We start from the raw sequence: 22,305 nt of genomic DNA, 5'->3' as shown, positions 1-22,305 counted from the left end.
GGGGGGCGCGAACGACGGAGCGGCGGTGGACGCGGGCCCGGGCCCGGGCACGGGCATGGGTGCAGGGTGGGGTGCAGGGCCGGGGAGCGGTCCTGGGGTGGGGTCGGGGACGCCGGGGTGGGTCATGCCGGGGTCCCGGTGGCGCCGTGGTTCCACACGACCCGGGGCGGGGGCACGGCGGCCAGGATCTGGGCGACGACGTCGGCGGTGTCGATGCCGTCGGCCAGGGCGTCGAAGGTCAGCACGATGCGGTGGGCCATGACGTCGCGGGCGACGGCGCGCACGTCGTCGGGCAGGACGTAGTCGCGGCCGGAGATCAGGGCCAGGGCGCGGGCGGCGGCGACCAGGCCGAGGGTGGCGCGGGGGCTGGCGCCGATCTGGATGACCTGGCGCAGGTCGGGCAGGTGGTACTGGTCGGGTTCGCGGGTGGCCATGACCAGGCGGACGATGTAGTCGGCGACCAGTTCGTGGACGGCGACCTCTTCGGCGGCGCGTTGCAGGGCGGCCAGCTGGTCGGGGTCGAGGATCTGGGTGGGCCGCGGGGGGTCGACGCTCATGCGGCGCAGGATCTGCAGTTCCTCGTGGGCGCCGGGGTAGCGCACGTCGATCTTCATCAGGAAGCGGTCGCGCTGGGCCTCGGGCAGGGGGTAGACGCCTTCGGACTCGATGGGGTTCTGGGTGGCCAGGACGATGAAGGGGTCGGGCAGGCGGTAGGTGTGGCCGCCGAGGGAGACCTGGCGTTCGGCCATGACCTCCAGCAGGGCGGACTGGACCTTGGCGGGGGCGCGGTTGATCTCGTCGGCCAGGACGAAGTTGACGAACACCGGGCCGAGTTCGACGTCGAACTGCTCGGTGGAGGGGTGGTAGATGCGGGTGCCGACGATGTCGGAGGGGACCAGGTCGGGGGTGAACTGCAGGCGGGCGAAGGTGCCGCCGACGACCTGGGCGAAGGTGGAGACGGCGAGGGTCTTGGCGACGCCGGGGACGCCCTCGACCAGGCAGTGGCCGCGGGCCAGCAGGGCGACGGCCATGCGCTCGACCATGTGCTCCTGACCGACGATGACCTTCTTGACCTCGGCCAGGGTGTCGTGCAGCTGGGCCGCGGCCTGGTCCAGGTCGGTGGTGGCGATGGTCATCGTGGTGTGTCCCTCACTGTCTGCCGTCGGCGGGGTCGGTGCGGGGCGCCCGGCGGGCGGGCGCGCGCCGGCCCCGCGGGTTCGGTGTCGACCCTATGCGATCACTTGTACCCGGTTGCGCGGGGCTCCTGCACGGGGTGGGTGGTTGTTAGTCTGGCGGCCATGTCGAGGCCGTTGCCACCTGGTGACCTTGTGGAGTTGGGTCCGTTCCGCCTGTCGGCGCGGCTGGGCGAGTCGTCGGCGGGGATCGTGTACCTGGGGTCTGACGGGTCGGGCCGGCAGGTGAGCGTGGCGGTGCTGAACCGGGGCGCGGCCGGGGACGCGGCGGCGCGGGACCGGTTCCGGGCGGCGATCCTGCGGGAGTGGCGGCCCGGGCAGGCGCCGGTGGGCGCAGGCCAGGTGGGTGGAGGCCAGGTGGGCGAGGGGTCGGGCCGGGCGCCGGTGGTGGCGGCCCAGCCCGACGGTCCGGCGCCGTGGGTGGCGACGGCTTATGGGGGCGAGCGGGCGGGGGCCGAACGGTTCCTGGAGCCGGTGCTGCTGGAGGGGACGTTCCGGGGCCGGTGGGCCGGGCGCCGGCGGGGTCCGCAGTTCCAGCCGTACTGGGCCGGGTCGGGGGAGCCGGCGGTGCCCGGGACGGCGCCGGTGGCGGTGGCGGCGCCGGTGGTGCGGCAGGAGCGGGGGCTGGTGGCGGCGATTTTGACGTTGGCGGCGGTGCTGTTGGTGCTGGCGTTGCTGATGGTGCTGCTGTTCGCCTGCCAGCCGAAGGTGGAGCAGCCGCCGCCTCCGCCGCCGGAGCCGACGCCGAGCTCGCAGAGCCCCTCGCAGACGCCGAGCACGCCGCGTCCGTCCCCGACGCCGACCTCGCCGGCGCCGTCCCCGACGTCACCGGGGCCGACCGAGGGGCCCGGCGACGACGGCGCGCCCCTGTGAGGGTTCCCGCTCGGCGGGGGCGAAAAGCGCGTTGCGGGGCGGGTGGCGGGCCGCCAGCATGAGGGGATGCTGGAGAGTCTGATTGCTTTTGTCGGCGCGGCGGTGCTGATCGCGGTGGCGCCGGGACCGAGCACGGTCGTGATCATGCGGGAGTCGGCGCGGTCGGGCCGCCGCGCGGGGCTGGCCACCACCCTGGGCAACGAGGCGGGGGTGCTGGCGTGGGGCCTGGCGGCGGCGGTCGGGTTGTCGGCGCTTTTGGCGGCCTCGCAGCTGGCCTATGACGTGCTGCGGGTCGTGGGCGCGGCGGTGCTGGTGTACTTCGGGGCCAGGACGCTGTGGCAGGCGCGGCGGGGCGCGTTCGCCGCCGAAGCCGACGCCGGTGCCGCCGTCGAAGCCGAGGTGGGGGCGGGCCGGTCGGCGTGGTCGGCGTGGAGGTGCTTCCGTCTGGGGCTGATCACCAACTGCGCCAACCCCAAGGCCGGGGTGTTCGCGGTGTCGTTCCTGCCGCAGTTCGTGCCCGACGGGCAGCCGGTGATGGCGACGCTGCTGGTGCTGTCGGTGCTGTGGGTGCTGATCGACCTGGCGTGGTACACGGTCGTGGTGTGGGTGGTGGACGCCGCGCGCCGGGTGCTGGGGCGCCCGGCGGTGCGGCGGCGGTTGGAGCAGGTGTCGGGCGCGGTCCTGGTGGGCCTGGGCGTCCGGCTGGCGGCCGAGACCCGCTGAGCCCGGACCGGCCCTGAGATCCGGGGGGTGTGGGGGTGGGGAGCGCTGACCGGGCGGCGGTCGACCACGTTCTGGCGGTGCTGGCGGCCTCGCGGTGGTCGCGGGGGCTGGTGCTGCGCGGCAGCCTGGCGTTGACGGCGTGGCTGGGGGAGGCGGCGCGGCAGCCGGGCGACCTGGACTGGATCGCCCCCGCCCCTGAAGGCCCCTACGACGGGCACCGGGCAAAGGCCCTGATGGACGGGCTGGTCGGCGCGTTGCGGCTGGGCGCGCGCGGCCCCGTCGGGCTGCGCCTGGACGCCCGGCACGCGACGCGGACCACCACGGGCGGCTACGAGCTGCCCGAACCGCTCGGCCAACGGCTGCTGGTGCCCTGGAGGACCGGGGAGCGCGCCGGGCGGGTGCAGATCGATGTGGCGTTCGGGCCGCCGCCGGAACGACCACCGGTGACCGTGCAGGTCCCGCGCGCCGACGGCGGCGCCACCCGGGTGCGGGCGGCGCCGCCGGAGCTGGAGCTGGCGTGGAAGCTGGCGTGGCTGTACCACGACCAGGGCTGGTCGGAGCGGGGCCGGGCGCGCGGCAAGGACCTGTATGACGCGGTGCTGCTGGCCGAACGGCTGCGCGACGACGGCCGGGTGCTGCCCGGCGGGCTGCTGCGCGCGGTGCTGCGCGCACGGGTGGGTCCCCGCCACGGCCGCCTGTCCGATCCCGAGGCGGTGCTGGAGTGGGAGGTGGACTGGGAGACCTTCCAGCGCACCTGCCCGCACACGACCGGGAACGGCGGGGACGCCGGGGACGCTGGGGACTGGCGGTTGCGGCTGGCCCTGGCCCTGACGCAGGTGCTGGTGGAGGAACCCGCGGGAAAGGCGTGAGGAACCGGAGCCGCCGCTGACGCTGACGCTGACGCTGGATCGTGATTTCTTGTGACCGTTCGGTGTCTCAGGGCGGGGGCACCATGAGAGACGAAGGGGGGCGACCGGCGGCGCGACGGGAGGGCGCACGGCATGAGATGTCCGGGCTGCGGCAGCGACACCCCCGACAGCCGCCCGCGGTGCATCCGCTGCAACTTCCTCCTCCCCACGCCCCCGCAGCCGGGCGAGACCACCTCAGACGACCCGACCGCCGTCGATCCGAGCGCCGTTGAGGTGCCCGTCCCGGACCCGCCGACCGAGACGCACACCGTGCTCGACCCGACCTGGCAACCCTCGAACACGCCGGGTGAACCGGGTGAGCCGCTGCCCTGGACGCCCGCCACCGGCCCCACCGGTTCCCGGCAGCGGTTCGGCGGCCTTGGCTGGGTGGTGGCGGGAGCCCTGGCGGGAGCCCTGGCGGTCGCGCTTGCGGGAACGCTGGTGCTGCTGTGGCCCGGCGACGACCCCACCGACCGGCGCCCCACCACCGCTTCCCCGGCCCCCACCGGCGCCACCGACACCACCACCGACACCACCGGGAACGCCACCGGCACGCCCGCGCCCACCGCGACCGCGTTGGGGCGAAGGTTCTGGGTGCAGATGTTCGCGCCCGCCGGCGGCCTGGAAGGCCATACCCGTCCCACCACCGCCTCCGGGCCCAAGGGGACCCTGGAGGCGGGCCGCCACTGGGTGCTGTGCCGCCGCTGGGGCCAACGCGTGTCCCGCACCGGCGACGACGGGCGCACCCACCACAACCACTGGTGGCTGCTGACCCACCTGGACCACCTGTACGGCGACGGGGAGACCAGCCCGCGCGCCTGGGTCCCGGCGCTGTACCTGACGCGGTGGGGCGACGACGAGGCCAAGGACGACGACGGGCGCGAGATCCCGGTGTGCCCGCCCGGCGACCACACCGGCTGACCCCCTCCTCCCCGCGCCCCGACACCACCCGCCGCTCCCCCTTGCGCTCTCCTTGCGCTCCCTCTGCGCTGCCGGTGTTCGCGCCGGTCTCATCCGGTGAGACGACGCCCTACCCTGACACCATGATCGAACTGAACGCGCTCGCCGACGCCTACGTGGACGAGTTCGCCGCGCTGGACCCCTGCCGGGCGGCGATGATGGGGATCGCCGGGCAGGACGACCGGCTCACCGACTACGGCCCCGAAGGGCTGGCCGCGCGCGCCGACCTGGTCCGCCGCACCCTGCGTGAGCTGCGCGGGCTGGAGGGGCGGGGCGGGACCGGCGGCGACCACCGCATCGCCGCGGCCGTGCTGCGCGAACACCTGGAGGTCGAGTGGGCCCGCCACGAGGCCCGCGTCGACAAGAGCTGCCTGGAGACCATCGAGGGCCCGGTGCAGCGCCTGCGGTACGCCATCGAACTGCTGGACCGCGGCGACCAGACCCCCTGGCAGGCGCTGCTGGCGCGGCTGCGCGCGGTCCCGGCGTCGCTGGCGGGCCTGCGGACCTCCCTGAGCTGGGCCGCGCAGGAGGGCCGCGTCGCCGCGCGCCGCCAGGTGCTGCGCAACGCCGGTGAGGCCCGCGCCACCCCCGCCTACCTGGTCGAGCTGGCCGCCCGCCACACCGGCCCCCTGGCCGAACCGCTCGCCGCGGCCGCCCGCGCCGCCGGGCAGGCGTTCGAGGACCTGGCGGCGTTCCTGGAACGCGACCTGGCGCCCCAGGCCCCCGAACGCGACGCGCTGGGCCGCGACCGCTACCTGCTGGGCGTGCGCGAGTTCCTGGGCACCCGGGTGGACCTGGAGGAGACCTACGCCTGGGGCTGGGAGGAACTGGCCCGCATCAAGTCCGAGATGGCGCGGGCCGCCGCGCAGGTGCTTCCCGGCGAGCCGGTGGAGGCCGTGTGCGCCGCCCTGGACGCCGACCCCGCCCACCGGGTGGTGGGCGCGGCGGCGTTCCGCGACCTGATGCAGCAGATCGCCGACCAGGCCATCGCCGAGCTGGGCGGCGTCCACTTCGACATCCCCGAGCCGCTGCGCGTGCTGGACTGCCGCATCCCGCCCACCGGCGGCGGCGTCTACTACCTGGCCCCGGCCGAGGACCTGTCGCGGCCGGGCACGGTGTGGTGGGCCGTGGACCCCGACCCGCAGGCCTCCATCAGCACCTGGTCGGTGCCGGGCATCATGTTCCACGAGAGCGTTCCCGGCCACCACCTGCAGGTGGGCACCACCACCCTGCACCCGACCCTTAACCGGTTCCAGCGCATCGCCAGCGAACTGTTCCCCGGTCACTGCGAGGGCTGGGGCCTGTACGCCGAACGGCTGATGGACGAGCTGGGGTTCTACCGCGACCCCGCCCACCGGTTCGGGATGCTGGCCGGGGGGCAGCAGTACCGCGCCGCCCGCGTGGTGCTGGACATCGGCCTGCACCTGGAGCTGGCGATCCCCGCCGGGACCGGGTTCCACGAGGGCGAACGCTGGACGCCCGCGCTGGCTCGGGAGTTCCTGAGCCTGCACACCGGGCCCGAGACCGACGAGTCGATCGCGTTCGAGATCGACCGGTACCTGGGGCGGCCCGCCCAGGCCATCGCCTACAAGCTGGGCGAGAAGGTGTGGCTGGAGGCCCGCCAGGCCGCGCGCCGCCGCGAGGGGGCCGCGTTCGACCTGAAGGACTTCCACCGCCGCGCCCTGGACCTGGGACCGATGGGCCTGGACCTGCTGCGCGCCGAACTCACCACCCCCTGACCCTCACACCCCTGACCTCCACCCCTGGCCCCTGGCGTGGCCCCTGGCGGTGTCGACCGGCGGGGGTCACAACCGGCACAGCACATCGAACCGCAACCCCTCGGCGGCGGCCAGGAACACCGGCTGGGCCAGATGACGGGACCGCACCTGCACCGGCCCGCGCGGCCCGTCATACCCCAGCCCCTCACAGGTCGCCGCCATCTCCCGCGCCCCCACCCCGCGGGCCCGCAGCGCCAACGCCTCCAGCAGCCGCACCCCCTCGTAACAGGACTCGCCCACACTGTTGAGCATCGGCGCCTGCGCCCCGAACCGGCGGTGGTAACGCGCCGAGAACTCCAGCCCGCCCGCCGTCGGCAACGTCTCGAAGAACCCCGCCGCCGCATACAGCCCGCGCGTTCCGGCGGCGCCGGTGGCCAGCAGCATGTTCTCGTCCATCAACGGGCTGAACCGCACCATCGCCTCATCCAGCCCCGCCGCCGCGAACGCCCGGTTGAACGCCACCGCGTCATCGCCCACCAGCAGCATCACCACCCCCTGCGCGGCCGAGGCCGCCACGCGGGCCAGCACCGCCCCGAAATCCTGGGTGCCCAGCCGCACGAAGCACTCGCACACCACCCGCCCGCCCCACCGGTCCAGGTAGCCGCGCACCGCCCGCGCCGACCGGCGCGGCCACACATAGTCATCGCCCACCAGCGCCCAGTCGCGCACTCCCGCCTCGCGGGCGAACCACGCCAGCGCCGGACGCAACTGCCGCCCCGGCGTCTCCCCGGCCAAAAACACCCACGGCGCGCGCTCCCCGCCCTCGTACAGGGGGGTGTAGACATAGGGGACGCGTCCGGCGATGCGCGGCGCCACCACCTGCCGCACCGCCGAGATATGCCAGCCGGTCACCGCCTGGACCGCCCCCGCCGCCACCAGCGCCTCCACCCGGTCGGCCACCACCGCGGGCGGCGCGCCACCGTCGACGACCGTCAACCGCATCCGGCGTCCCAGCAGCCCACCGGCGGCGTTGACCTCCTCCACCGCCAGCCGCGCGCACAACTCACAACTCGGCCCGAAAATCCCCGCCGGCCCCTGCAACGGGATCACCAGCGCGACCGCCAGCTCCCCACCGGGCGGCGGACCCAGCGGCGGCCCCACAGAACAGGACGGAAAAGAGGACGGAGGCGGGGGTGCGGACATCACGGCACCGCCGATGCTTTCCCGGGGAAGCTTTTCGTGCGTGAACGGTAACCTGGGGGTGCGATGAAGGCAACGCCCCCCACCCCGCACCAGGCTCCCGAGCAGGCGTCCGGCCGGCAGGCGCGCCCGGCCGATCCGGCGCGGCTGCTGACGGCGGTGGAACGCGCCGTCACCGCCCGCCTCACCGCCGCCCTGGCCGAGGCCGACTGCACCCCCGAGGAATGGCGGGTGCTGGACCTGCTGGCCGACGGCCAGGGCCACCCCATGACCGAGATCGCCGAGTACGCGCTGCTGCCACCGCCCACCCTCACCAAGCTCATCGACCGCATGGTCGCCGCCAACCGCGTCTACCGGCGCGTCGACGACGCCGACCGACGCCGCGTGCTGGTCCTGCTGGCCGAACGCGGCCACACCGCCCACCGCCGGGCCGCCGGCGCCGCCGCCCGCGCCTGGCACACCGTCACCGACGCCCTCGGCCCCGAGGAGGCCGCACTGCTGTCGGCGCTGCTGGCCCGCGCCACCACCCGCCTCACCTGACCCGCCCCACAGGCCACAAGCAGGGGCAGGAACGGGGGCAGGAACGGGGGCAGGAGCGAGGGCAGGAACGGGGGGCAGGTTTGCCGCGGCGCGTCCCCCCGCGTCCAGGGCCGCACCGCGACAAACCGGTCACAGGAACCTCCACCCCCCGAAGAGGCCGGGCCCCCGCGTCAGGACGACACCGCGCAGCGGCCGCGGTCGGCGCGGCGCGGACCCTCGGCGGTGGGACGGATGTCGAACTCGAAGATCGCGGTCGGCAGGTACAGCGAGCAGCAGGCGTTGGGGATGTCGACCACCCCCGACACCCGGCCCTCGACCGGCGCCGCGCCCAGCAGCAGGTAGGCCTGCTCGGGGCTGTAGCCGAAGGTCTCCAGGTAGGCGATGGCGTTCAGGCAGGCGTTGCGGTAGGCCAGCGTGGCGTCGTTGTAGTGGTTGACGTCGCCGTCGTGGTCGACCGAGATCCCGATGAACGACAGGAACTTGCTGTAGCGGGGCTCGACGTTGCCGGGCAGGAACACCGGGTTGGTGGTGACCCCGTAGGTCTGCATGCCGCCGGGGATCAGGTCCAGGTGCAGGTCGACGAACCCGCCCATCTCGATCGCCCCGCAGAAGGTGATCTCCCCGTCGCCCTGGCTGAAGTGCAGGTCACCGCCCGACAGCAGCGCGCCGGGCACGTGGACGGGGTAGAACACGCGGGCGCCGCGGGTGAAGTTCTTGATGTCGTGGTTGCCGCCGTTCTCGCGGGCCGGGACGGTGCGGGCGCCCTGCCGGCCCACCTGCTCCAGCGCCGATCCGGTCAGCGGCCCCGCCAGCGTCCCGCCCGGTGAGGGCGGCAGCGCCAGCGGCGGCACCCGGCCCGGGTCGGTGTCGATGAGGGCCTGCTCGCGGCGGTTCCAGCGGGCCAGCAGCTCGGCCGAGGGGGCGGTGCCGAACAGGCCCGGGTGGGTGATGCCGGTGAACCGCACCCCGGGAATGTGCCGGGAGGTGGCCTGCTGGCCGTGGAAGTCCCAGATCGCCTTGCAGGCGCCGGGGAACCGGTCGGTGAGGAACCCGCCGCCGTTGTCGCGGGCGAACACCCCGGTGTAACCCCAGCCCTGGCCGGGCGCCGGTCCGCGCGCGGGGTCGCCGGGTCCCTGGGGGACCGGGCCCAGGTCCAGGATGTCGACGACCAGCAGGTCGCCGGGCCGAGCGCCCTCCACCGCGATCGGCCCCGACAGCATGTGCGTCACCGACAGGTCCACATCGCGCACGTCGTCGGCCGAGTCGTTGTCGCCGATCTGCCCGTCGGTCCACTCGCGGCACTCCACCCGGATCTCGCTGCCGGGCCGCACCGTGATCGCCGCGGGGATGTCGGGGTGCCACCGGTTGTGGCCGGGGGCCTTCTGGTCGCGCATCGAACGGGACTGGTCGACGGTGAAGACGACGTCGGGCATGGCCTACCTCCGTGGGCACACGGACCAGACGACACAGGGCCGAGCAGGCAACGGACGGATCGGGCAAGGACACCGGGAAGGACAGGGGGCAGGTCAGGGGCGGGGCAGGCGGGAGTGCCGGGGATCGGCGGGCGCCGAACCAGGCGACAGGACGCGGGAGGAGGCGGCGGATGGGACGCGGGGCGGGACGTGGTCGACCACGTGCGGCTCGTGTGCGCCGGCCTCCTGGGCGTCCAGCGCACGTGCCAGGGCGCGGGAGGTGCGGGGAACGGCCGGGACGGTGAACGCGCGCGGCGCCGTGCCGCCGCAGTGCGGGCACGGCGCGTCGGCGGGGGCCTGTCCCATGGGGTGGCGCACGGTGAACGGCCCGCACGGGCGGCACCGGTACTCATAGGCGACCATGCCGTGCCTCCGTTCACCGGACCACCACGAAATGCTTCCCATCGAAAGTATTTCCGTGGGAAGCATCCGTCAACGTCCGTCAACACCCCTCAACGGTCGCCGCCCATCGCCGCTCACCGCCGCCCACCCCCACCGGACCCGCGGCCGGCACCGGGGGAGACCCCCAGCACCGCCCCCACCGCCGCCCCGATCCGCGCCACCGCCGCCGCGGGCCGCCGCGCGAACGACCCCCACCCCAGGTACCCGTGGTCCAGCCCCGCCCCCGGGATCAGCGTCACCGGCACCCCCGCCGCCCGCAGCCGCGCCGCGTAGGCCAACCCCTGGGGCCGCAGCCGGTCGTACTCGGCCGTCGCCACCACCGCCGGCGGCAGGCCCGACACCTCCGGCGCCAGCAGCGGCGACACCTCCGGATGGGCCGGGTCGGCGCCGTCCAGGTACGTTTCCACCACCCACCGCAGATCGGTCGGCGGGAACACCAGCCCGTCGGGATCGGGCGGCGCCGGCGGCACCGCCCGCAGGTCCAACGCCGGATACACCAGCACCTGCACCGCCGCCGCCATCCCGGTCCCGCGCAGCCGCAACGCCGCCGCCGCGGCGATCTGCCCGCCCGCGCTGTCCCCGGCCACCCCCAGCCGCGCCGCGTCCAGCCCCAGCCGCCGCGCGTTGCGGACCGTCCACCCCACCGCCGCCACCGCGTCGTCGACCGCCGCCGGGAACGGATCCTCCGGCGGCCGCCGGTAGTCCACCGACACCACCGCCACCCCCGAGGCCACCACCAGCGCCCGCGCCACCGGGTCGTAGGACTCCACGTCGCCCAGCATCCACCCGCCGCCGTGGAAGTACACCAGCCCCGGCACCGGATCGGCCCCGCCCGGCCGGTACAGCCGCGCCGGCAACCGCCCGCCCGGACCGTCGATCACCACGTCCCGCACCTGCGCCACCGGCGGACGCGGCACCGCCGCCAACGCGGCGGCGTGCTCACGCCGCGCCCACGCCACCCGCTGGCGCGGCGACAGCCGCCCCGGCCGGGCCGGCGCCGGCCCGGCGGTCGCCAGCCGGCGACGCAGGAACTGCAGATAATCGGGATCGCGGCCCATGACACTCTGGCCTACTGGTGCGGACGCCCCCACCGCAAGACGCGAACGGAAAAACGGTTGGCCACCCGCTCCCGTCACCCCCTACGATCGGCGCCATGTCAGCGAGCCCGTCCGGCGCGGCCGCAGCCGCAGCGGCAGCCGCCGCCGCGTGCACCGCATGCGCCGCGTGCGTCATGGCGTTCAGCCGGATCCGTCGCAGCCCGGCCCTGGGCTCGCCCGGCATCCACGCCTGAACGCACCGCACCTCCCGACACCTCACGCCCGCGCCTTCACCCGCGCCGTGTCGCGTCGTGTCGCGCCGTGTGAGGTGCGTTCGTCCTGCCGCGCCTTCGGACACGCAACCGTTCAGCACACACCGAGCCACACGCACCGCGCTGCGCCGCCCGTTGAAGCGGCGCGCCCGATGGTGCCCGCCGAGCTCTTCGCGCTGAACGGCTGACGCGCCGTCCCTCCGCGCCGGCCGCGTCGCCGTGGCGTTCCAGGGTCCTCGACCGTCCCCTGACCTTCCCGGACAGGCGGCCGATCGCGACCCGCGACGCCCCGCACCGATCACCGCGTGATCTGGCCGGGTCCCGCCGACTCGCGGCCCGCCTCGCCTGTCCGCCGCATCCAAGGACAGCGAGCATGACCCACCGCGCCCCTCGTGACCACCACGCCGACCGTACCGACCGTGCCCAGCGCGCCCGCCCGACCGGTTCGGCCCGTGACCGGGCCCGCCGCACCCTGTCGCAGAACTTCCTGGCCGACCCCGCCGCCCTGGCCCGCTACGTCCGCGCCGTCGACACCGGGCCCGGCGAGCTGGTGGTGGAGGTCGGCGCCGGGGACGGCCGCATCACCGCCGCCCTGGCCCGCCGCGCCGCCCACGTCATCGCCTACGAGATCGACCCGCACCTGGTGTCCCGCCTGCGCCGCCGCTGCGCCGACCTGCCGGACGTCACGGTCGTCGCCGGGGACTTCCTGCGCTCGCGCCCCCCGCGCCGGGCGTTCCACCTCACCGGCAACATCCCCTACGCCGCCACCGCCCGCATCGTCACCTGGGCGCTGGAGGCCCCCCACCTGACCGCCGCGACCCTGATCACCCAGCGCGAGTACGCGCGCAAACGCACCGGCGACTACGGCCGCTGGTCCCGCCTGACCGTGGCCAGCTGGCCGCTGTTCGACTGGCGGCTGCTGGGACGCATCGACCGGGACCGGTTCCGGCCGGTCCCACGCGTGGACGCCGCGATCCTGGGACTGCGCCGCCGCCCCGCGCCCCTGCTGCCGCCCGAGGCGCTGGCCGACTACCGGGCGTGCGTGGCGACCGGGTTCGCCGGACGCGGCGGCACCCTGCGCGCCTCCCTGCGCGAACACCACCCCCGCCGCCGCGTGGAGGCGGCCCTGCGCACCGCCGGGATCGACCGCGACGCCGTGGTGGCCCACGTCCACCCCGACCAGTGGATCACGCTGTTCGCGGTGCTGTACGACGTGCGGCACACCATGCCGCACGACCCGCCGCGGTGAGCGGCCCACGAGTCCGGCGACGGGCCCGGTGAACGGATGTACGCGGCGGCGCCCGCCCTGCTATCAAGATCACCCATGCGGGTGAGAAGACGCTGGACGACCGCGCCTTCCTGGTGACCGCCGACCCGCCGGAGGTCACCGCGCTGCCGGGCCGGGCACGCGACGCACGTGCCCGGCCCGCGGCGACCGTCCACCGCATGTCGCCGCCCTGGCACCGCGACGCCGCTCCACAGGTCCGCCGCCAGATGCTCAGCCTGGACGCGGCGCGGCTGGGCGACTACCTGCTGGCGCGCGAGCTCGCCGAGGTCCCTCTACTGGGGCACGTCCGCAGCACGCCCGGGACCGCCGTGGATACCGTTGGGGGCGACCGGCAACGAGGCCGCCGAGCACCTGCTGTGGCAGATCCCCGGCGCACGACGCCGCGGCGGTGACCTGCCTGACGTCACGGGGACGCACGGTCACGGTCAGCGGCGGGCACGACGCGCTCGTGCGCACAGGGGACCTGACCACCAGGTTCACCGTCGGCGAGCCGTTCACCGCCCACGACGGTCCGTACGGGCACTGGTGCACAGTCGGAGGGAGGGCGACCCCGTGACCGCTGACGGCGATACCAATGGCGATGCGCGGATCTGGGATCCGGCCACCGGTGCGCCCCTGCAGGCGTTGTCGGCCCGCCCCATCGAACGACTGCTGTTCACCGGTGTCCCCGGACGTCTCACCCTCGTCACCAGTACCCTCAACGCCGCGCGTGCCTGGGACGCGGTCACCGGCTCCGGTGGCCGCGGGTTCCCCCGGTCGCGGCGATGGCCGCCCGGCGCTGGTGCCCGTGACCTGGGCATGACCGCCGTGGCGTGCGCGGTCCTGGAGGAGCGGGGCCGGTCCGCGCTGGGCGGCGCTACCGGCGGTGTCCGCGTCCTGGCCTGCACTGAGCTGGACGGACGCCAGGCGGTGCCGGTCGGAGGCTGGAACGGCGCCGTGCGCGTGGGGGGACGTGGCGACCGGCGCGCCGTCAGCGCGGCCGGTCAGCCGTTCCGTGTCGGGTTTCGGTGAGGTGCGGGATTGGTCTCCACCGTCGTGGGCGCTCGCCCAGTGGTGACCTGTGACGACGAGGGATGGGTGCGGGCGTGGGATCTGGGGCCGTCCCCGGTCGCGCGTCCGGTCGTCGGGCAATCGGCGGCCGTCCCGTGATCGTCACGGGGGAGGCCAGTAGGTCGAGGATGGCGATCTGAGGGGGCGCGAGCACACCCGACTGTGGGACGCGGCCACCGGCGACCCGCGCCAGAAGGCCGTTGGAGGGCCGGGGCCTGGTGGTCGCGGGCGTGCACCGTTCGGGGCGTGTGTGAGGGCCTGGCCGGGGGCGGTTCCCCTTGGAACCGGTGGAGCGCGCCCGGGTGGGCCGACATCCCGTCGCGGTCTCGTTGTGCGACGGCGGCCTGCGCGTGCGGGACGTACGCACGTTCGGGCCCTTCGACACCCCGCCCCGGCAGTCCCCGGAGGCGTGCGCGGCGGCTTGCGCCGAGGTGGACGGCCGCGCCGTCATGGTCACCACCTCCGGATACGACACCGTCCAGGGGTGGGACCTGGCCACCGGAGCACTCTTCACCCCCGCGAGGACCGGCCACACCGCCACAGTGAGCGGGGACGAGGACGGCGCACCGATCCGCTAGGACCTGGTCACCGGCCGCCGGGTCGGCGCCCCGGTCCTCGCCCACGACGGTGACGGCGTCAAAGCGCTGACCTGCACGACCATCAACGGCCGTCCGCTGGCGGTGTCGAGCGGATCCGACAGCATCCAGGTGTGGGACCTGGCGTTGGGGGAGCGGCTCGGCGGCGCGCTGGAATTCCCCTTCCTTGTCTCCGGAATCAGGGTGATCCCATGGAGGGCACCTGACCGTCTTCGCGTTGCCCGGCGAGGTCCGGCCGACCGGGCGGTTCGCGTAAGGACGCGGCCCGAGATCGCCGATCAGGGATGGGCGGGCGTTGCCAGACAGTCCAGGGTGAACTGGGCGACCCGGCGATGCCACAGGCCCGGATGGCGCAGCATCGCATGTCCCTCACCCGGGACGCTGATGTGGTCCACCCGCGCGGCCACGGCGCGGGCCCGTTCGGCGTAGGACGCCGACCACTTGGCCGGGACGGTGCGGTCGTCGGTGCCGTGCATCACCAGCAGACGGCGCCCGGCGAGCTGGTCGACCGGCTCACCGCGCGGCACCCACGCGGCCAGCGCGGCCACCCCGCGCACCTGCGCGTCCCCGGCCACCCGCAACGCGGTGCGCGCCCCCATCGAATGCCCCACCAGCACAACCGGTACCCCCGGCCAACGGTGCCGTACCTGGTCCAACGCCCACAGCGCGTCGGGGACGGGGGAGGCCTCCTCGCCGTTCCAGCCGCGATAGCGGTAACCCAGCGTCCCTACCGCCAACCGGTGCCGTCGCCCGGCGCGCAGCAGCGTCAACGCGAACGGCACCATCCGCAGGGGAGCGGGCTGGCGCGAACTCGCCGGTTGACGGCTGTTTTCGCGTCCGCCATGCAGCAGCAGCGCGACCGCGGCAGGGGAGGAGGGCCCGCGAAAGGCCAACCGGGGCACGGGGGTGGGGAGCACGGTGGTCACCCGCCCAGCCTGCCACGGACGTCCCGCTGGAACAGCGAGCCCCCTCACACCAATGTCCGATTCACCCGATACCTTACTTTGTCAAGGTGTGGGGTGTTTTGACTACTCAAATCCCCCCCCCTTCAAAAACGTCAACGACAAAACAGCCAGCCCAAGGGCGTGCTCTGACAGAGATAGGCGGGAGGAAATGAGGGTCACACACCAGGCAGCAGTCAGGGATCTCGCGCTTCGACACTGTCTGTGTCGCGTGCGGAGCGGGCGGCGATGGCGGCGCTGCACAGCGTGCGCCGGGGGCGGCCGGTGTCCTGTTCGCGGAGGTGGGTCTGCAGCCGGTCAGATCGTTACCGCGAGGAACGGATCAGGTCGTTGGGGGACTGTCGCGGACCCGTTTGAAGGTGTTGTTGAAGGCGAACGCGTCGGCGTACCCGGCTTTTCTGACCGCAGCGACGGTGGTGCCGGGCATGCGAAGCAGGTCGGCGGCGATGGCCATCCGCAGAGAACGTCGGGATACAGGTGAGGGTGGGCAATGCCGGTGGAGCCGCGCAGGAGCCCGGCGCGTCAGGAGGTCCAGGGCTGTCCAGCACCGGCCGTTGCGCCTTGGACGTCGCCTCCTGCCTATCATGCTCGCTCCCATTGGATAGGGGGGGAGCAACGCGACAGAACGGGAGCGCCATGAGCGAGGAAGCGTTCTTCGAAATGCCCACACCCGACCCTGCGCTCAGGCAGTTGGACTTCCTGGTCGGCAGCTGGGACGTGAAGGGTTCCACGATCGAGGGCCCGATGGGACCGGCCGCCGAGGTGACCGGCTGGGAGACCTTCGAGTGGATGGAGGGCGGGTTCTTCCTCGTCCACCGCTGGAAGACCGGGTTCGAGGTCGCCGGGCAGGCGGTGGACGACGTCGGCTACGAGTTCCTGGACTACGATCCCGCCACCGGCCAGTACCGGACCCACTTCTTCAACAGCCTCGGCCCCTACGACGGCGAGGGCAGCAGGTACCTCGGTGGCTTCGACGGTGACGCCCTGGTGGTGACGGGCCCGGCCCGCATTCGGCGCACGCCCAACAGCGACGGCACCATCCGCGTCGACTCCGAGGTCCCCGTCGGGCCCGACACCTGGGCGCCGATGATGTCCTACGTCCTCACCAAGAGCGACTAGCAGCCGCTCACGCTCGCGGAAGGCCGTGACCTCGAAGGGGATGGCGGACGCCCGGGTCGGCGTTGGTGCGGCGCTTGGTCAGTGGGCTTCCGGCGTGCTGTTGGGGGTCTCGGAGCTGACGGTCCTGCGGGGGCGGGGCGGGTGAGGGCTGGTTGGTGTGCGTTCTGCCTGGTGGTGTTGTGTTCGCGGCGGGTGGTCACGGTGGTGCGGTCAGGCCTGATTCGCGCAGGGTGATGTTCAGGCGTCCCGAGCGCAGGTCGATGTCGGTGGGGCCGGTGCCGGGCAGGATGCGGGGTACGCCGTGGAACGCCCTCCGGGACGGCCCGCCGAACACCAGCAGGTCGCCCGACTCCAGTTCCAGGTCGCGCCAGGGGCGGCCGCGGTTGTCGGTGTTGCCCAGCCGGAACACCGCCGTGTCGCCGAGGCTGAGTGACACCACCGGCGCGGCGCTGCGTTCCTCGCGGTCCTGGTGCAGGCCCATGCGGGCGGTGGCGTCGTAGAAGTTCACCAGCGCCACGTCGGGGTCGTAGCGTTGCGGGCGGGCGTCGCAGGTGATGTCGGGGTGGTCGTAGGCGTCGGTGAGGGCGCGTCGGCCCAGCTCGGCCAGCCAGGTGGGCAGTGGTTTGACGGGGACGCCGTCGATGTGGCGCAGGTAGCGGTAGGGCTCCCAGTGCCAGCCCAGGCAGACCGTCTGCACCGACATCACGCCGCCGCCGGGCAGCCGGGTGTGGCGCATGCCCGCCGGTGGGCGTGCCCAGTCGCGGCAGGCGCGGACCAGGTGGCGTTGCGCCGCGGTGTCCAGCCAGCCGGGCAGGTGCACCACGCCGGGCGCGGGCTCGCTGCGGGGGCGGGGGATCAGCGCGGTCACGTCCGCCAGGCTAGCCACCGTCCCGGCGGGCGCGTGAAAAAGGCGTTGCCGCGCCGGCGGGGTGCGGGGCATGGTGGGAACCACACGGCCCGACGGCAGCAGGCGGGCCGGCCGGCGCGCGGCGAGGGGAGGGGACCGGCATGAGCGATCGACGGTGTCGCCGATGTGATCGGCGGTGTGATCGTGCGGTGGACGACCGATGTGCGCGGTACCCGGCCGGGCGGCGGCGGTGTTGCTTCGCCGCGTGAGCCTCAGACGCCACGTGAGTCCCCGTCGGATGTGACCCGATCCCGGGGTCTGCCTGCCTGAGCGCCCGTCGGGTCCTCGCAACGACGGTCCTGGTGCGTCCGTCTCTCAGTTGTCCTGTGTCGTGGGCCGGTGGCTCGTGGGCGGTTCGACTCCGTCCGATCGCTTCCGGCCGGTTGGTGGCCTCGTGGCTCAATGGCAGAGCACCGGCTTGTCGCGCCGGGTGTCGTGGGTTCGATTCCCACCGGGGTCGCTCGGGGCGCCGTGGCCGAGTGGTTCAGGCAGCGGTCCGCAAAACCGTGTACGCGGGTTCGAATCCCGCCGGCGCTTTCCCTCCCCGTGGCCCAACGGACAGGGCACCGGTCTCCGAAGCCGGAGGTGCAGGTTCGATTCCTGCCGGGGAGACCACTCCCTTCCCTCCCGCCGCCTCCTGGGGCGCCCCCAGGAGGCGGTGACGTTTGCGGGCGTGTGTCCGGGTACGGCCGCATACGGGCGCGTCACCGCGCGGCGTGCCCGGGAAGGGTGGGGCATGACCCGGTTCGGCTACTTCCTGGCCTGTGAGGAGCACGGGCCGCGCGCGCTGGTCCGGCAGGCGCAGCTGGCCGAACGTGCCGGGTTCGACGCGTTGTGGATCTCTGACCACTATCACCCGTGGCTGGAGGAGCAGGGGGAGAGCCCGCTGGTGTGGGCCGTGATCGGCGCGATCGCGCAGGTGACGCGGCTGCCGGTCACCACGGCGGTGACCTGCCCGCTGGTGCGGGTGCATCCGGCGGTGGTCGCCCAGGCCGCCGCGACCCGCGCGGTGATGCCCGAGGGCCGCTTCACCCTGGGCGTGGGATCGGGGGAGGCCCTCAACGAGCACGTCACCGACCCCCGCTGGCCGCCGGCCGACGAACGGCTGGAGATGCCGGAGGAGGCGGTCGCGGTGATCCGGCGGCTGCTGACCGGGGAACTGGTCACCCACCGCGGCACGCACTACCGCGTCGACACCGCGTGCCTGTTCACCCTGCCCGAGCGGCCCCCGCCGATCCACATGTCGGGGCTGGGGGCCAAGGCGGCGCGGCTGGCGGGCCGGATCGCCGACGGCTACATCTGCACCACCCCCGACACCGCGCTGCTGGAGGCGTTCCAGGAGGGCGGCGACAAGGGCAAGCCCACCCAGGCCGGGGTGAAGGTGTGCTGGGCACAGGACGCGGCGCGGGCGCGCGCCACCGTGCGCCGGTTGTGGCCGAACATGTTCCTGCCCGGCGAGGCGGCCCAGCTGCTGCCGCAGCCGCGTCACTTCGCGCAGCCGGCCTCGTTGGTGACCGACCAGATGGTCGAGCAGAACATCGCGTGCGGTCCCGATCCCGAGGCGCACCTGGCGGCGCTGCGCCCCTATCTGGAGGCGGGGTTCGACGAGGTCCACATCAACCAGACCGGCCCTAACCAGGAGGGGTTCTTCGACTTCTACGCCGAGCGGGTGCTGCCGCGCCTGCGCGGCCCCACCCCTGGCCAACGACACCCCCGACCAACGACACGACAGCCGATATCGACAGGAGGCGTGAGCCAGATGGAAACTCCCTCGGTTCCCGGAAGGGGATCGGACCGGATCAAGCAGGGCGCCGGGCAGATGACCGACCGCGCTACGCAGACCACCCGCAACGCCGCGGACACCGCCACCGGCGCCACCACCGATGCCACCTCCGCCGCGGGGCGGACCGCCGGTGCGGCCGGGCGGGGCGTGGAGAAGGGCGTGCGGGCCGGTGCCGGGACGGTCGCGGCGCTGCCCAAGCAGGCGATGCGGCTGACCAAGCTGCTGTCGCTGCACAAGCTGCTGCGTGCCGCGCCCGCCGTCGCCGCCGCGGGCGTGGCGGTGGTGGTGGCGCGCCGGGTGCTGAAGCGGCGCTGACCGATGAGCCGGCGCTGACCCGGGTGAAGCAGCCCTGAGGCGTGAGTCGGGTCGTGAGCGGCGCCGGCGGTTTTGTTGCCGTGGGGGCGCGGCCGGATTCACCTCCGGCCGCGCCCCCGCCGCGTTCACCTGTGGGAACGAGACGGCGCCGGGCGGGCGTCCGCGGGTTCGGATCGCGCGATGCCGATCACGATCGATGACCGTTTCGACTTGTCCCGTTTAGTGAGATCAGGGCGGGTACGTGTGGCCTTGACATTGCCCCCCAGATGAGGAGTGGATGACATGACTGGGCCGATCGCCCAGCAGACCTCGGGCACCAGTTACAGCCAGCAGCGCGGCTCGTCCGGCAGCGGTCTGGCTGACGTGGTCGACCTGATCCTGGAGAAGGGTCTGGTCATCGACGTCTACGCCCGGGTCTCGCTGGTGGGTATCGAGATCCTGACGGTGGACGTGCGGATCGTGGTGGCCAGTGTGGACACCTACCTGCGGTTCGCCGAGGCGTGCAACCGTCTGGACATCGCGCACGACGGCACCTCCCAGGGCCTGCCGCAGATGATCGACTCGATGCAGGAGTCGGGCGCCAAGAAGAAGACCAAGGGCGCGCTGGCCGGGGCGCAGGAGCGGATCAAGGAGACCTTCGGCGGCTCCGACGAGGAAGAGGACGAGAAGGACAAGCAGCCCGCGCGCCGCCGTTCCAAGAAGGAGGAGGACGAGTGATGACCGGCCCCGAGACCCCTCAGGCGACCCGGCAGGGCCCCGTCGTGGCCGGGGACCAGGCCAGGGAACAGGCCAACCAGGAACAGGCCGGCCAGGAACAGCAGGTCCCGCAGTACGTGTACGGGGTGACCTCGGCCGAGGCGAAGCTGGCCGAGGACGTGGTGGGCCTGGACGACAAGCCGGTGTCGCTGGTGGTGCACGGCCGCTGCGCCGCGGTGGTCGGCGACCTGCCGCAGGGACGTCCCCTGGGCGAGCGCGCCGACCTGCTGGCGCACCAGCGGGTGCTGGACGCGCTGGTGCACGCCGGGACCGTGGTGCTGCCGTTCCGGTTCGGCGCGGCGCTGACCAGCCGTGAGGCGGTCAAAAGCGAGCTGCTGGAGACCAACGGCGAGCGGCTGGCCGAGGTGCTGGACCAGCTGCAGGGCCGGGTGGAGCTGCGCGTGAAGGGCACCTACGTGCAGGAGAACGTGCTGCGCGAGCTGCTCAGCGACGATCCGGAGATCGCCGAGCTGAACCAGCGGCTGCGGGAGATCCCCCCCGAGGCCGCCGACGCCGCCTACTACGACCGGGTCCGGCTGGGCGAGCTGATCGCCAACGCGATGCGCAACCGCCGCGACCACGACGGGCAGCAGATCCTGCAGGCCCTGGCCTCGCTGGCCGAGCGGACCGTCGCGCGCACCCCGGTGCGCGAGGAGGACGTGGTGGACGCCTCGTTCCTGGTGGACCAGGACCGGCGCGCCGAGTTCGAGCAGGCGGTGGAGGCCATCGCCAAGGACGGCGCCGACCGGGTCCGGCTGCGCCTGATCGGGCCGCTGCCGCCCTATGACTTCGTGCCGGAAGGGACCTGAGACAGGTGGGGTTGTTCAGCGGACTGGTGACGCTGCCGCTGGCGCCGGTGCGCGGGGTGGTGTGGCTGGCCGAGGTGCTCAAGGAGCAGGCCGAGGCGCAGCTGTATGACCCGGGCCGGATCGCCGCCGAGATGCAACAGGTCGCCGACGACGTCGCCAACGGCGTGATCACCGAGGAGGAGGCGGCCGAGCGGGAAGAGGAACTCCTGGCCCGGCTGCGTGCCGGCAGCGCCCAGGGAGGCTGATGATGCTCTCGGCGTCGGACGCCGCCAAACGCGCCGTCCACTACGTCACCGAGATGACCGGCAAGCAGGCCGAGTCGGTGGTGGGGGTGGAACGCACCGACGACGGCTGGCGCATCAGCGTCGAGGTCGTGGAAAGCCACCGCATCCCCGACTCGGCCGACATTCTCGCCTGCTACCAGGCCGAGATCGACGGCGACGGGGAACTGGTGTCCTACCGGCGCATCCGCCGCTATTCACGCGGACGAGTGGAAAGAGGATGAGGCACCCGTGAGCGAGATCTCCTGGGCCCAGGGTCGGGGTCCGGCACGGCAGATGGGCGGCCCGCCCACCCAGGGCGGCGCCAACCTGGCCGACCTGCTGGAACGCATCCTGGACAAGGGCATCGTGATCGTCGGTGACATCCGGGTCAACCTGCTGGACATCGAACTGCTCACCATCAAGCTGCGGCTGTTGGTGGCGTCGGTGGATCGCGCCAAGGAGATGGGCATCGACTGGTGGGAACACGACCCGGCCCTGTCGTCCAAAGCCCGCGCCGCCCAGGCCGGCGTCGAGGGCGGCACGGGCGACGGGGACACCGAGCAGCAGCTACGCGAGGAGAACCGCATGCTGCGCGAACGCTTGGCCGCCCTGGAGACCCGCGTGCTGAACACCCCCGACGCCGCCCCATCCGACACCCCCGACACCGCCGCACCGGACGCCGCACCGGTCGCTGAAACCGCATCCGCCGGTGAAGGCGGCGGCGAGGGTGACAATGGAAGCGAACACGGCACCCGTGAGAGCGGTAAGGAGTGACGGCCGTGACCGACACACCCCTCACCCCTTCCGGCACCGGCACCGGGAGCGCCGTCTACCTGTACGGGGTGGCGCGCGGCCTGGACCCCAAGGTGCTGGAGGGCGTCACCGGCGTGGGCGGAGCGCCGGTGCGTCCGGTGCGCGCCGGGGAGCTGACCGCGCTGGTGTCCACGGTGGACCAGGGCGAGTTCGGGGAGGAGGCACTGCGCGTCAACCTGGAGGACCTGACGTTCCTGGAGGCCACCGCCCGGGCCCACCACCAGGTGGTCGACCTGGCCGCGCACGCCGCCCCGACCGCGCCGGTGCGGATCGCCACCCTCTACCGCGACGACGCGCGGATCGTGGAGGTCCTCACCCGGGGGCGGCAGCAGTTCACCCAGGTGCT

Annotated in this window: 25 protein-coding genes, 3 tRNA genes and 1 pseudogene; 21 read left to right on the top strand and 8 right to left on the bottom strand. The window is 73.8% G+C overall.

Annotated elements, in window-relative coordinates; translation table 11 throughout:
* Positions 1-122: 122 nt before the first annotated feature.
* Positions 123-1,136 (bottom strand): AAA family ATPase, encoded by a 1,014-nt coding sequence (locus AKI01S_RS41595; protein ID WP_067831241.1) that lies wholly within the window; start codon positions 1,134-1,136, stop codon positions 123-125.
* A 192-nt stretch (positions 1,137-1,328) separates the two neighbouring features.
* Between AKI01S_RS41595 and AKI01S_RS41590 the strand changes: the two genes are divergently transcribed.
* The 5 genes from AKI01S_RS41590 (at position 1,329) to AKI01S_RS41570 (ending at position 6,396) form a co-directional block, all read left to right on the top strand.
* On the top strand, positions 1,329-2,066 hold the full coding sequence (locus AKI01S_RS41590; RefSeq protein ID WP_245682001.1) for a hypothetical protein: 738 nt from the start codon (positions 1,329-1,331) through the stop codon (positions 2,064-2,066).
* 66 nt (positions 2,067-2,132) lie between these two features.
* Positions 2,133-2,789 carry a LysE family translocator gene (locus AKI01S_RS41585; RefSeq protein WP_067831239.1) on the top strand — a complete coding sequence of 219 codons (657 nt, stop codon included), beginning with the start codon at positions 2,133-2,135 and terminating at the stop codon, positions 2,787-2,789.
* A gap of 35 nt (positions 2,790-2,824) precedes the next feature.
* Positions 2,825-3,658 carry a nucleotidyl transferase AbiEii/AbiGii toxin family protein gene (locus AKI01S_RS41580; RefSeq protein WP_169814103.1) on the top strand — a complete coding sequence of 278 codons (834 nt, stop codon included), beginning with the start codon at positions 2,825-2,827 and terminating at the stop codon, positions 3,656-3,658.
* Between the two features lie 132 nt (positions 3,659-3,790).
* On the top strand, positions 3,791-4,618 hold the full coding sequence (locus AKI01S_RS41575; RefSeq protein ID WP_067831236.1) for a hypothetical protein: 828 nt from the start codon (positions 3,791-3,793) through the stop codon (positions 4,616-4,618).
* Positions 4,619-4,740: 122 nt separating this feature from the next.
* Positions 4,741-6,396 carry a DUF885 domain-containing protein gene (locus AKI01S_RS41570; protein ID WP_067831235.1) on the top strand — a complete coding sequence of 552 codons (1,656 nt, stop codon included), beginning with the start codon at positions 4,741-4,743 and terminating at the stop codon, positions 6,394-6,396.
* 66 nt (positions 6,397-6,462) lie between these two features.
* On the opposite strand, the gene AKI01S_RS41565 is transcribed toward AKI01S_RS41570, so the two are convergent.
* The gene (locus AKI01S_RS41565) at positions 6,463-7,536 is read right to left on the bottom strand and encodes a substrate-binding domain-containing protein (protein WP_067831234.1); all 1,074 of its coding nucleotides are present in this window, start codon (positions 7,534-7,536) and stop codon (positions 6,463-6,465) included.
* Between the two features lie 105 nt (positions 7,537-7,641).
* Between AKI01S_RS41565 and AKI01S_RS41560 the strand changes: the two genes are divergently transcribed.
* Positions 7,642-8,115 carry a MarR family winged helix-turn-helix transcriptional regulator gene (locus AKI01S_RS41560; RefSeq protein ID WP_067831233.1) on the top strand — a complete coding sequence of 158 codons (474 nt, stop codon included), beginning with the start codon at positions 7,642-7,644 and terminating at the stop codon, positions 8,113-8,115.
* Between the two features lie 170 nt (positions 8,116-8,285).
* Here the strand turns inward: AKI01S_RS41560 and fmdA are convergent, their stop codons facing one another.
* From fmdA to AKI01S_RS41545, 3 genes are all read right to left on the bottom strand, one after another.
* Positions 8,286-9,548: a formamidase gene (gene fmdA / locus AKI01S_RS41555; protein ID WP_067831231.1), complete on the bottom strand. Its 1,263-nt coding sequence runs from the start codon at positions 9,546-9,548 to the stop codon at positions 8,286-8,288.
* Positions 9,549-9,641: 93 nt separating this feature from the next.
* Positions 9,642-9,950: an FmdB family zinc ribbon protein gene (locus AKI01S_RS41550; protein ID WP_067831230.1), complete on the bottom strand. Its 309-nt coding sequence runs from the start codon at positions 9,948-9,950 to the stop codon at positions 9,642-9,644.
* A 113-nt stretch (positions 9,951-10,063) separates the two neighbouring features.
* A complete protein-coding gene (locus AKI01S_RS41545; protein ID WP_067831228.1) occupies positions 10,064-11,047 on the bottom strand; it encodes an alpha/beta hydrolase fold domain-containing protein in 984 nt (327 codons plus the stop codon).
* Between the two features lie 624 nt (positions 11,048-11,671).
* On the opposite strand from AKI01S_RS41545, the gene erm reads away from it, so the two are divergent.
* The 4 genes from erm to AKI01S_RS41530 all read left to right on the top strand — a co-directional run bounded on the left by erm (position 11,672) and on the right by AKI01S_RS41530 (position 14,214).
* Entirely contained in the window at positions 11,672-12,547 is an 876-nt protein-coding gene (gene erm, locus AKI01S_RS41540; protein ID WP_067831227.1) for an ErmE/ErmH/ErmO/ErmR family 23S rRNA (adenine(2058)-N(6))-methyltransferase, read from the top strand.
* 113 nt (positions 12,548-12,660) lie between these two features.
* On the top strand, positions 12,661-12,978 hold the full coding sequence (locus AKI01S_RS51355) for a hypothetical protein (RefSeq protein WP_157420535.1): 318 nt from the start codon (positions 12,661-12,663) through the stop codon (positions 12,976-12,978).
* A gap of 160 nt (positions 12,979-13,138) precedes the next feature.
* Positions 13,139-13,597 carry a hypothetical protein gene (locus AKI01S_RS41535; protein WP_157420534.1) on the top strand — a complete coding sequence of 153 codons (459 nt, stop codon included), beginning with the start codon at positions 13,139-13,141 and terminating at the stop codon, positions 13,595-13,597.
* Positions 13,598-13,938: 341 nt separating this feature from the next.
* A complete protein-coding gene (locus AKI01S_RS41530; protein WP_157420533.1) occupies positions 13,939-14,214 on the top strand; it encodes a hypothetical protein in 276 nt (91 codons plus the stop codon).
* A 296-nt stretch (positions 14,215-14,510) separates the two neighbouring features.
* Here AKI01S_RS41530 and AKI01S_RS41525 read toward each other — a convergent pair whose 3' ends face one another.
* The gene (locus tag AKI01S_RS41525) at positions 14,511-15,017 is read right to left on the bottom strand and encodes an alpha/beta hydrolase (RefSeq protein ID WP_157420536.1); all 507 of its coding nucleotides are present in this window, start codon (positions 15,015-15,017) and stop codon (positions 14,511-14,513) included.
* Between the two features lie 499 nt (positions 15,018-15,516).
* On the bottom strand, positions 15,517-15,648 hold the full coding sequence (locus tag AKI01S_RS53970) for a helix-turn-helix transcriptional regulator (protein ID WP_281186201.1): 132 nt from the start codon (positions 15,646-15,648) through the stop codon (positions 15,517-15,519).
* Between the two features lie 182 nt (positions 15,649-15,830).
* Between AKI01S_RS53970 and AKI01S_RS41520 the strand changes: the two genes are divergently transcribed.
* Positions 15,831-16,313, top strand: a complete 483-nt coding sequence (locus tag AKI01S_RS41520; protein ID WP_067831223.1) for a DUF1579 family protein — start codon at positions 15,831-15,833, stop codon at positions 16,311-16,313.
* A gap of 196 nt (positions 16,314-16,509) precedes the next feature.
* Here the strand turns inward: AKI01S_RS41520 and AKI01S_RS41515 are convergent, their stop codons facing one another.
* Positions 16,510-17,190, bottom strand: a complete 681-nt coding sequence (locus AKI01S_RS41515) for an alpha-ketoglutarate-dependent dioxygenase AlkB family protein (protein ID WP_245682002.1) — start codon at positions 17,188-17,190, stop codon at positions 16,510-16,512.
* A 418-nt stretch (positions 17,191-17,608) separates the two neighbouring features.
* Between AKI01S_RS41515 and AKI01S_RS41510 the strand changes: the two genes are divergently transcribed.
* The 10 genes and pseudogenes from AKI01S_RS41510 to AKI01S_RS41465 all read left to right on the top strand — a co-directional run.
* A tRNA-Asp gene (locus tag AKI01S_RS41510) sits at positions 17,609-17,680 on the top strand.
* A gap of 5 nt (positions 17,681-17,685) precedes the next feature.
* Positions 17,686-17,757 (top strand) — tRNA-Cys (locus AKI01S_RS41505).
* Positions 17,758-17,760: 3 nt separating this feature from the next.
* Positions 17,761-17,835, top strand: a tRNA-Arg gene (locus tag AKI01S_RS41500).
* A gap of 121 nt (positions 17,836-17,956) precedes the next feature.
* Positions 17,957-18,907 (top strand): annotated as a pseudogene (locus AKI01S_RS41495) (TIGR03557 family F420-dependent LLM class oxidoreductase); the annotation flags it as partial.
* 693 nt (positions 18,908-19,600) lie between these two features.
* The gene (locus AKI01S_RS41490; protein ID WP_067831220.1) at positions 19,601-20,035 is read left to right on the top strand and encodes a gas vesicle structural protein GvpA; all 435 of its coding nucleotides are present in this window, start codon (positions 19,601-19,603) and stop codon (positions 20,033-20,035) included.
* On the top strand, positions 20,035-20,883 hold the full coding sequence (locus AKI01S_RS41485) for a GvpL/GvpF family gas vesicle protein (protein WP_084000765.1): 849 nt from the start codon (positions 20,035-20,037) through the stop codon (positions 20,881-20,883). The genes AKI01S_RS41490 and AKI01S_RS41485 overlap by 1 nt, the downstream gene beginning before the upstream one ends.
* Before the next feature lie 5 nt (positions 20,884-20,888).
* Complete coding sequence (locus AKI01S_RS41480; RefSeq protein ID WP_067831218.1) at positions 20,889-21,128, top strand: gas vesicle protein GvpG; 240 nt, start codon at positions 20,889-20,891, stop codon at positions 21,126-21,128.
* Between the two features lie 2 nt (positions 21,129-21,130).
* Complete coding sequence (gene gvpO / locus AKI01S_RS41475; protein ID WP_067831217.1) at positions 21,131-21,388, top strand: gas vesicle protein GvpO; 258 nt, start codon at positions 21,131-21,133, stop codon at positions 21,386-21,388.
* A gap of 7 nt (positions 21,389-21,395) precedes the next feature.
* Positions 21,396-21,920: a gas vesicle protein gene (locus AKI01S_RS41470; protein WP_439951708.1), complete on the top strand. Its 525-nt coding sequence runs from the start codon at positions 21,396-21,398 to the stop codon at positions 21,918-21,920.
* 5 nt (positions 21,921-21,925) lie between these two features.
* Positions 21,926-22,305: GvpL/GvpF family gas vesicle protein (locus AKI01S_RS41465; RefSeq protein WP_174567468.1), on the top strand; the 380-nt coding region annotated here is incomplete at its 3' end.

The organism is Actinomadura kijaniata NBRC 14229, from assembly GCF_001552175.1.
Classification (GTDB): Bacteria; Actinomycetota; Actinomycetes; order Streptosporangiales; family Streptosporangiaceae; genus Spirillospora; species Spirillospora kijaniata.
Note: the sequence above shows the minus strand (reverse complement) of the source record. Positions and strands in the feature narration are given on the sequence as shown.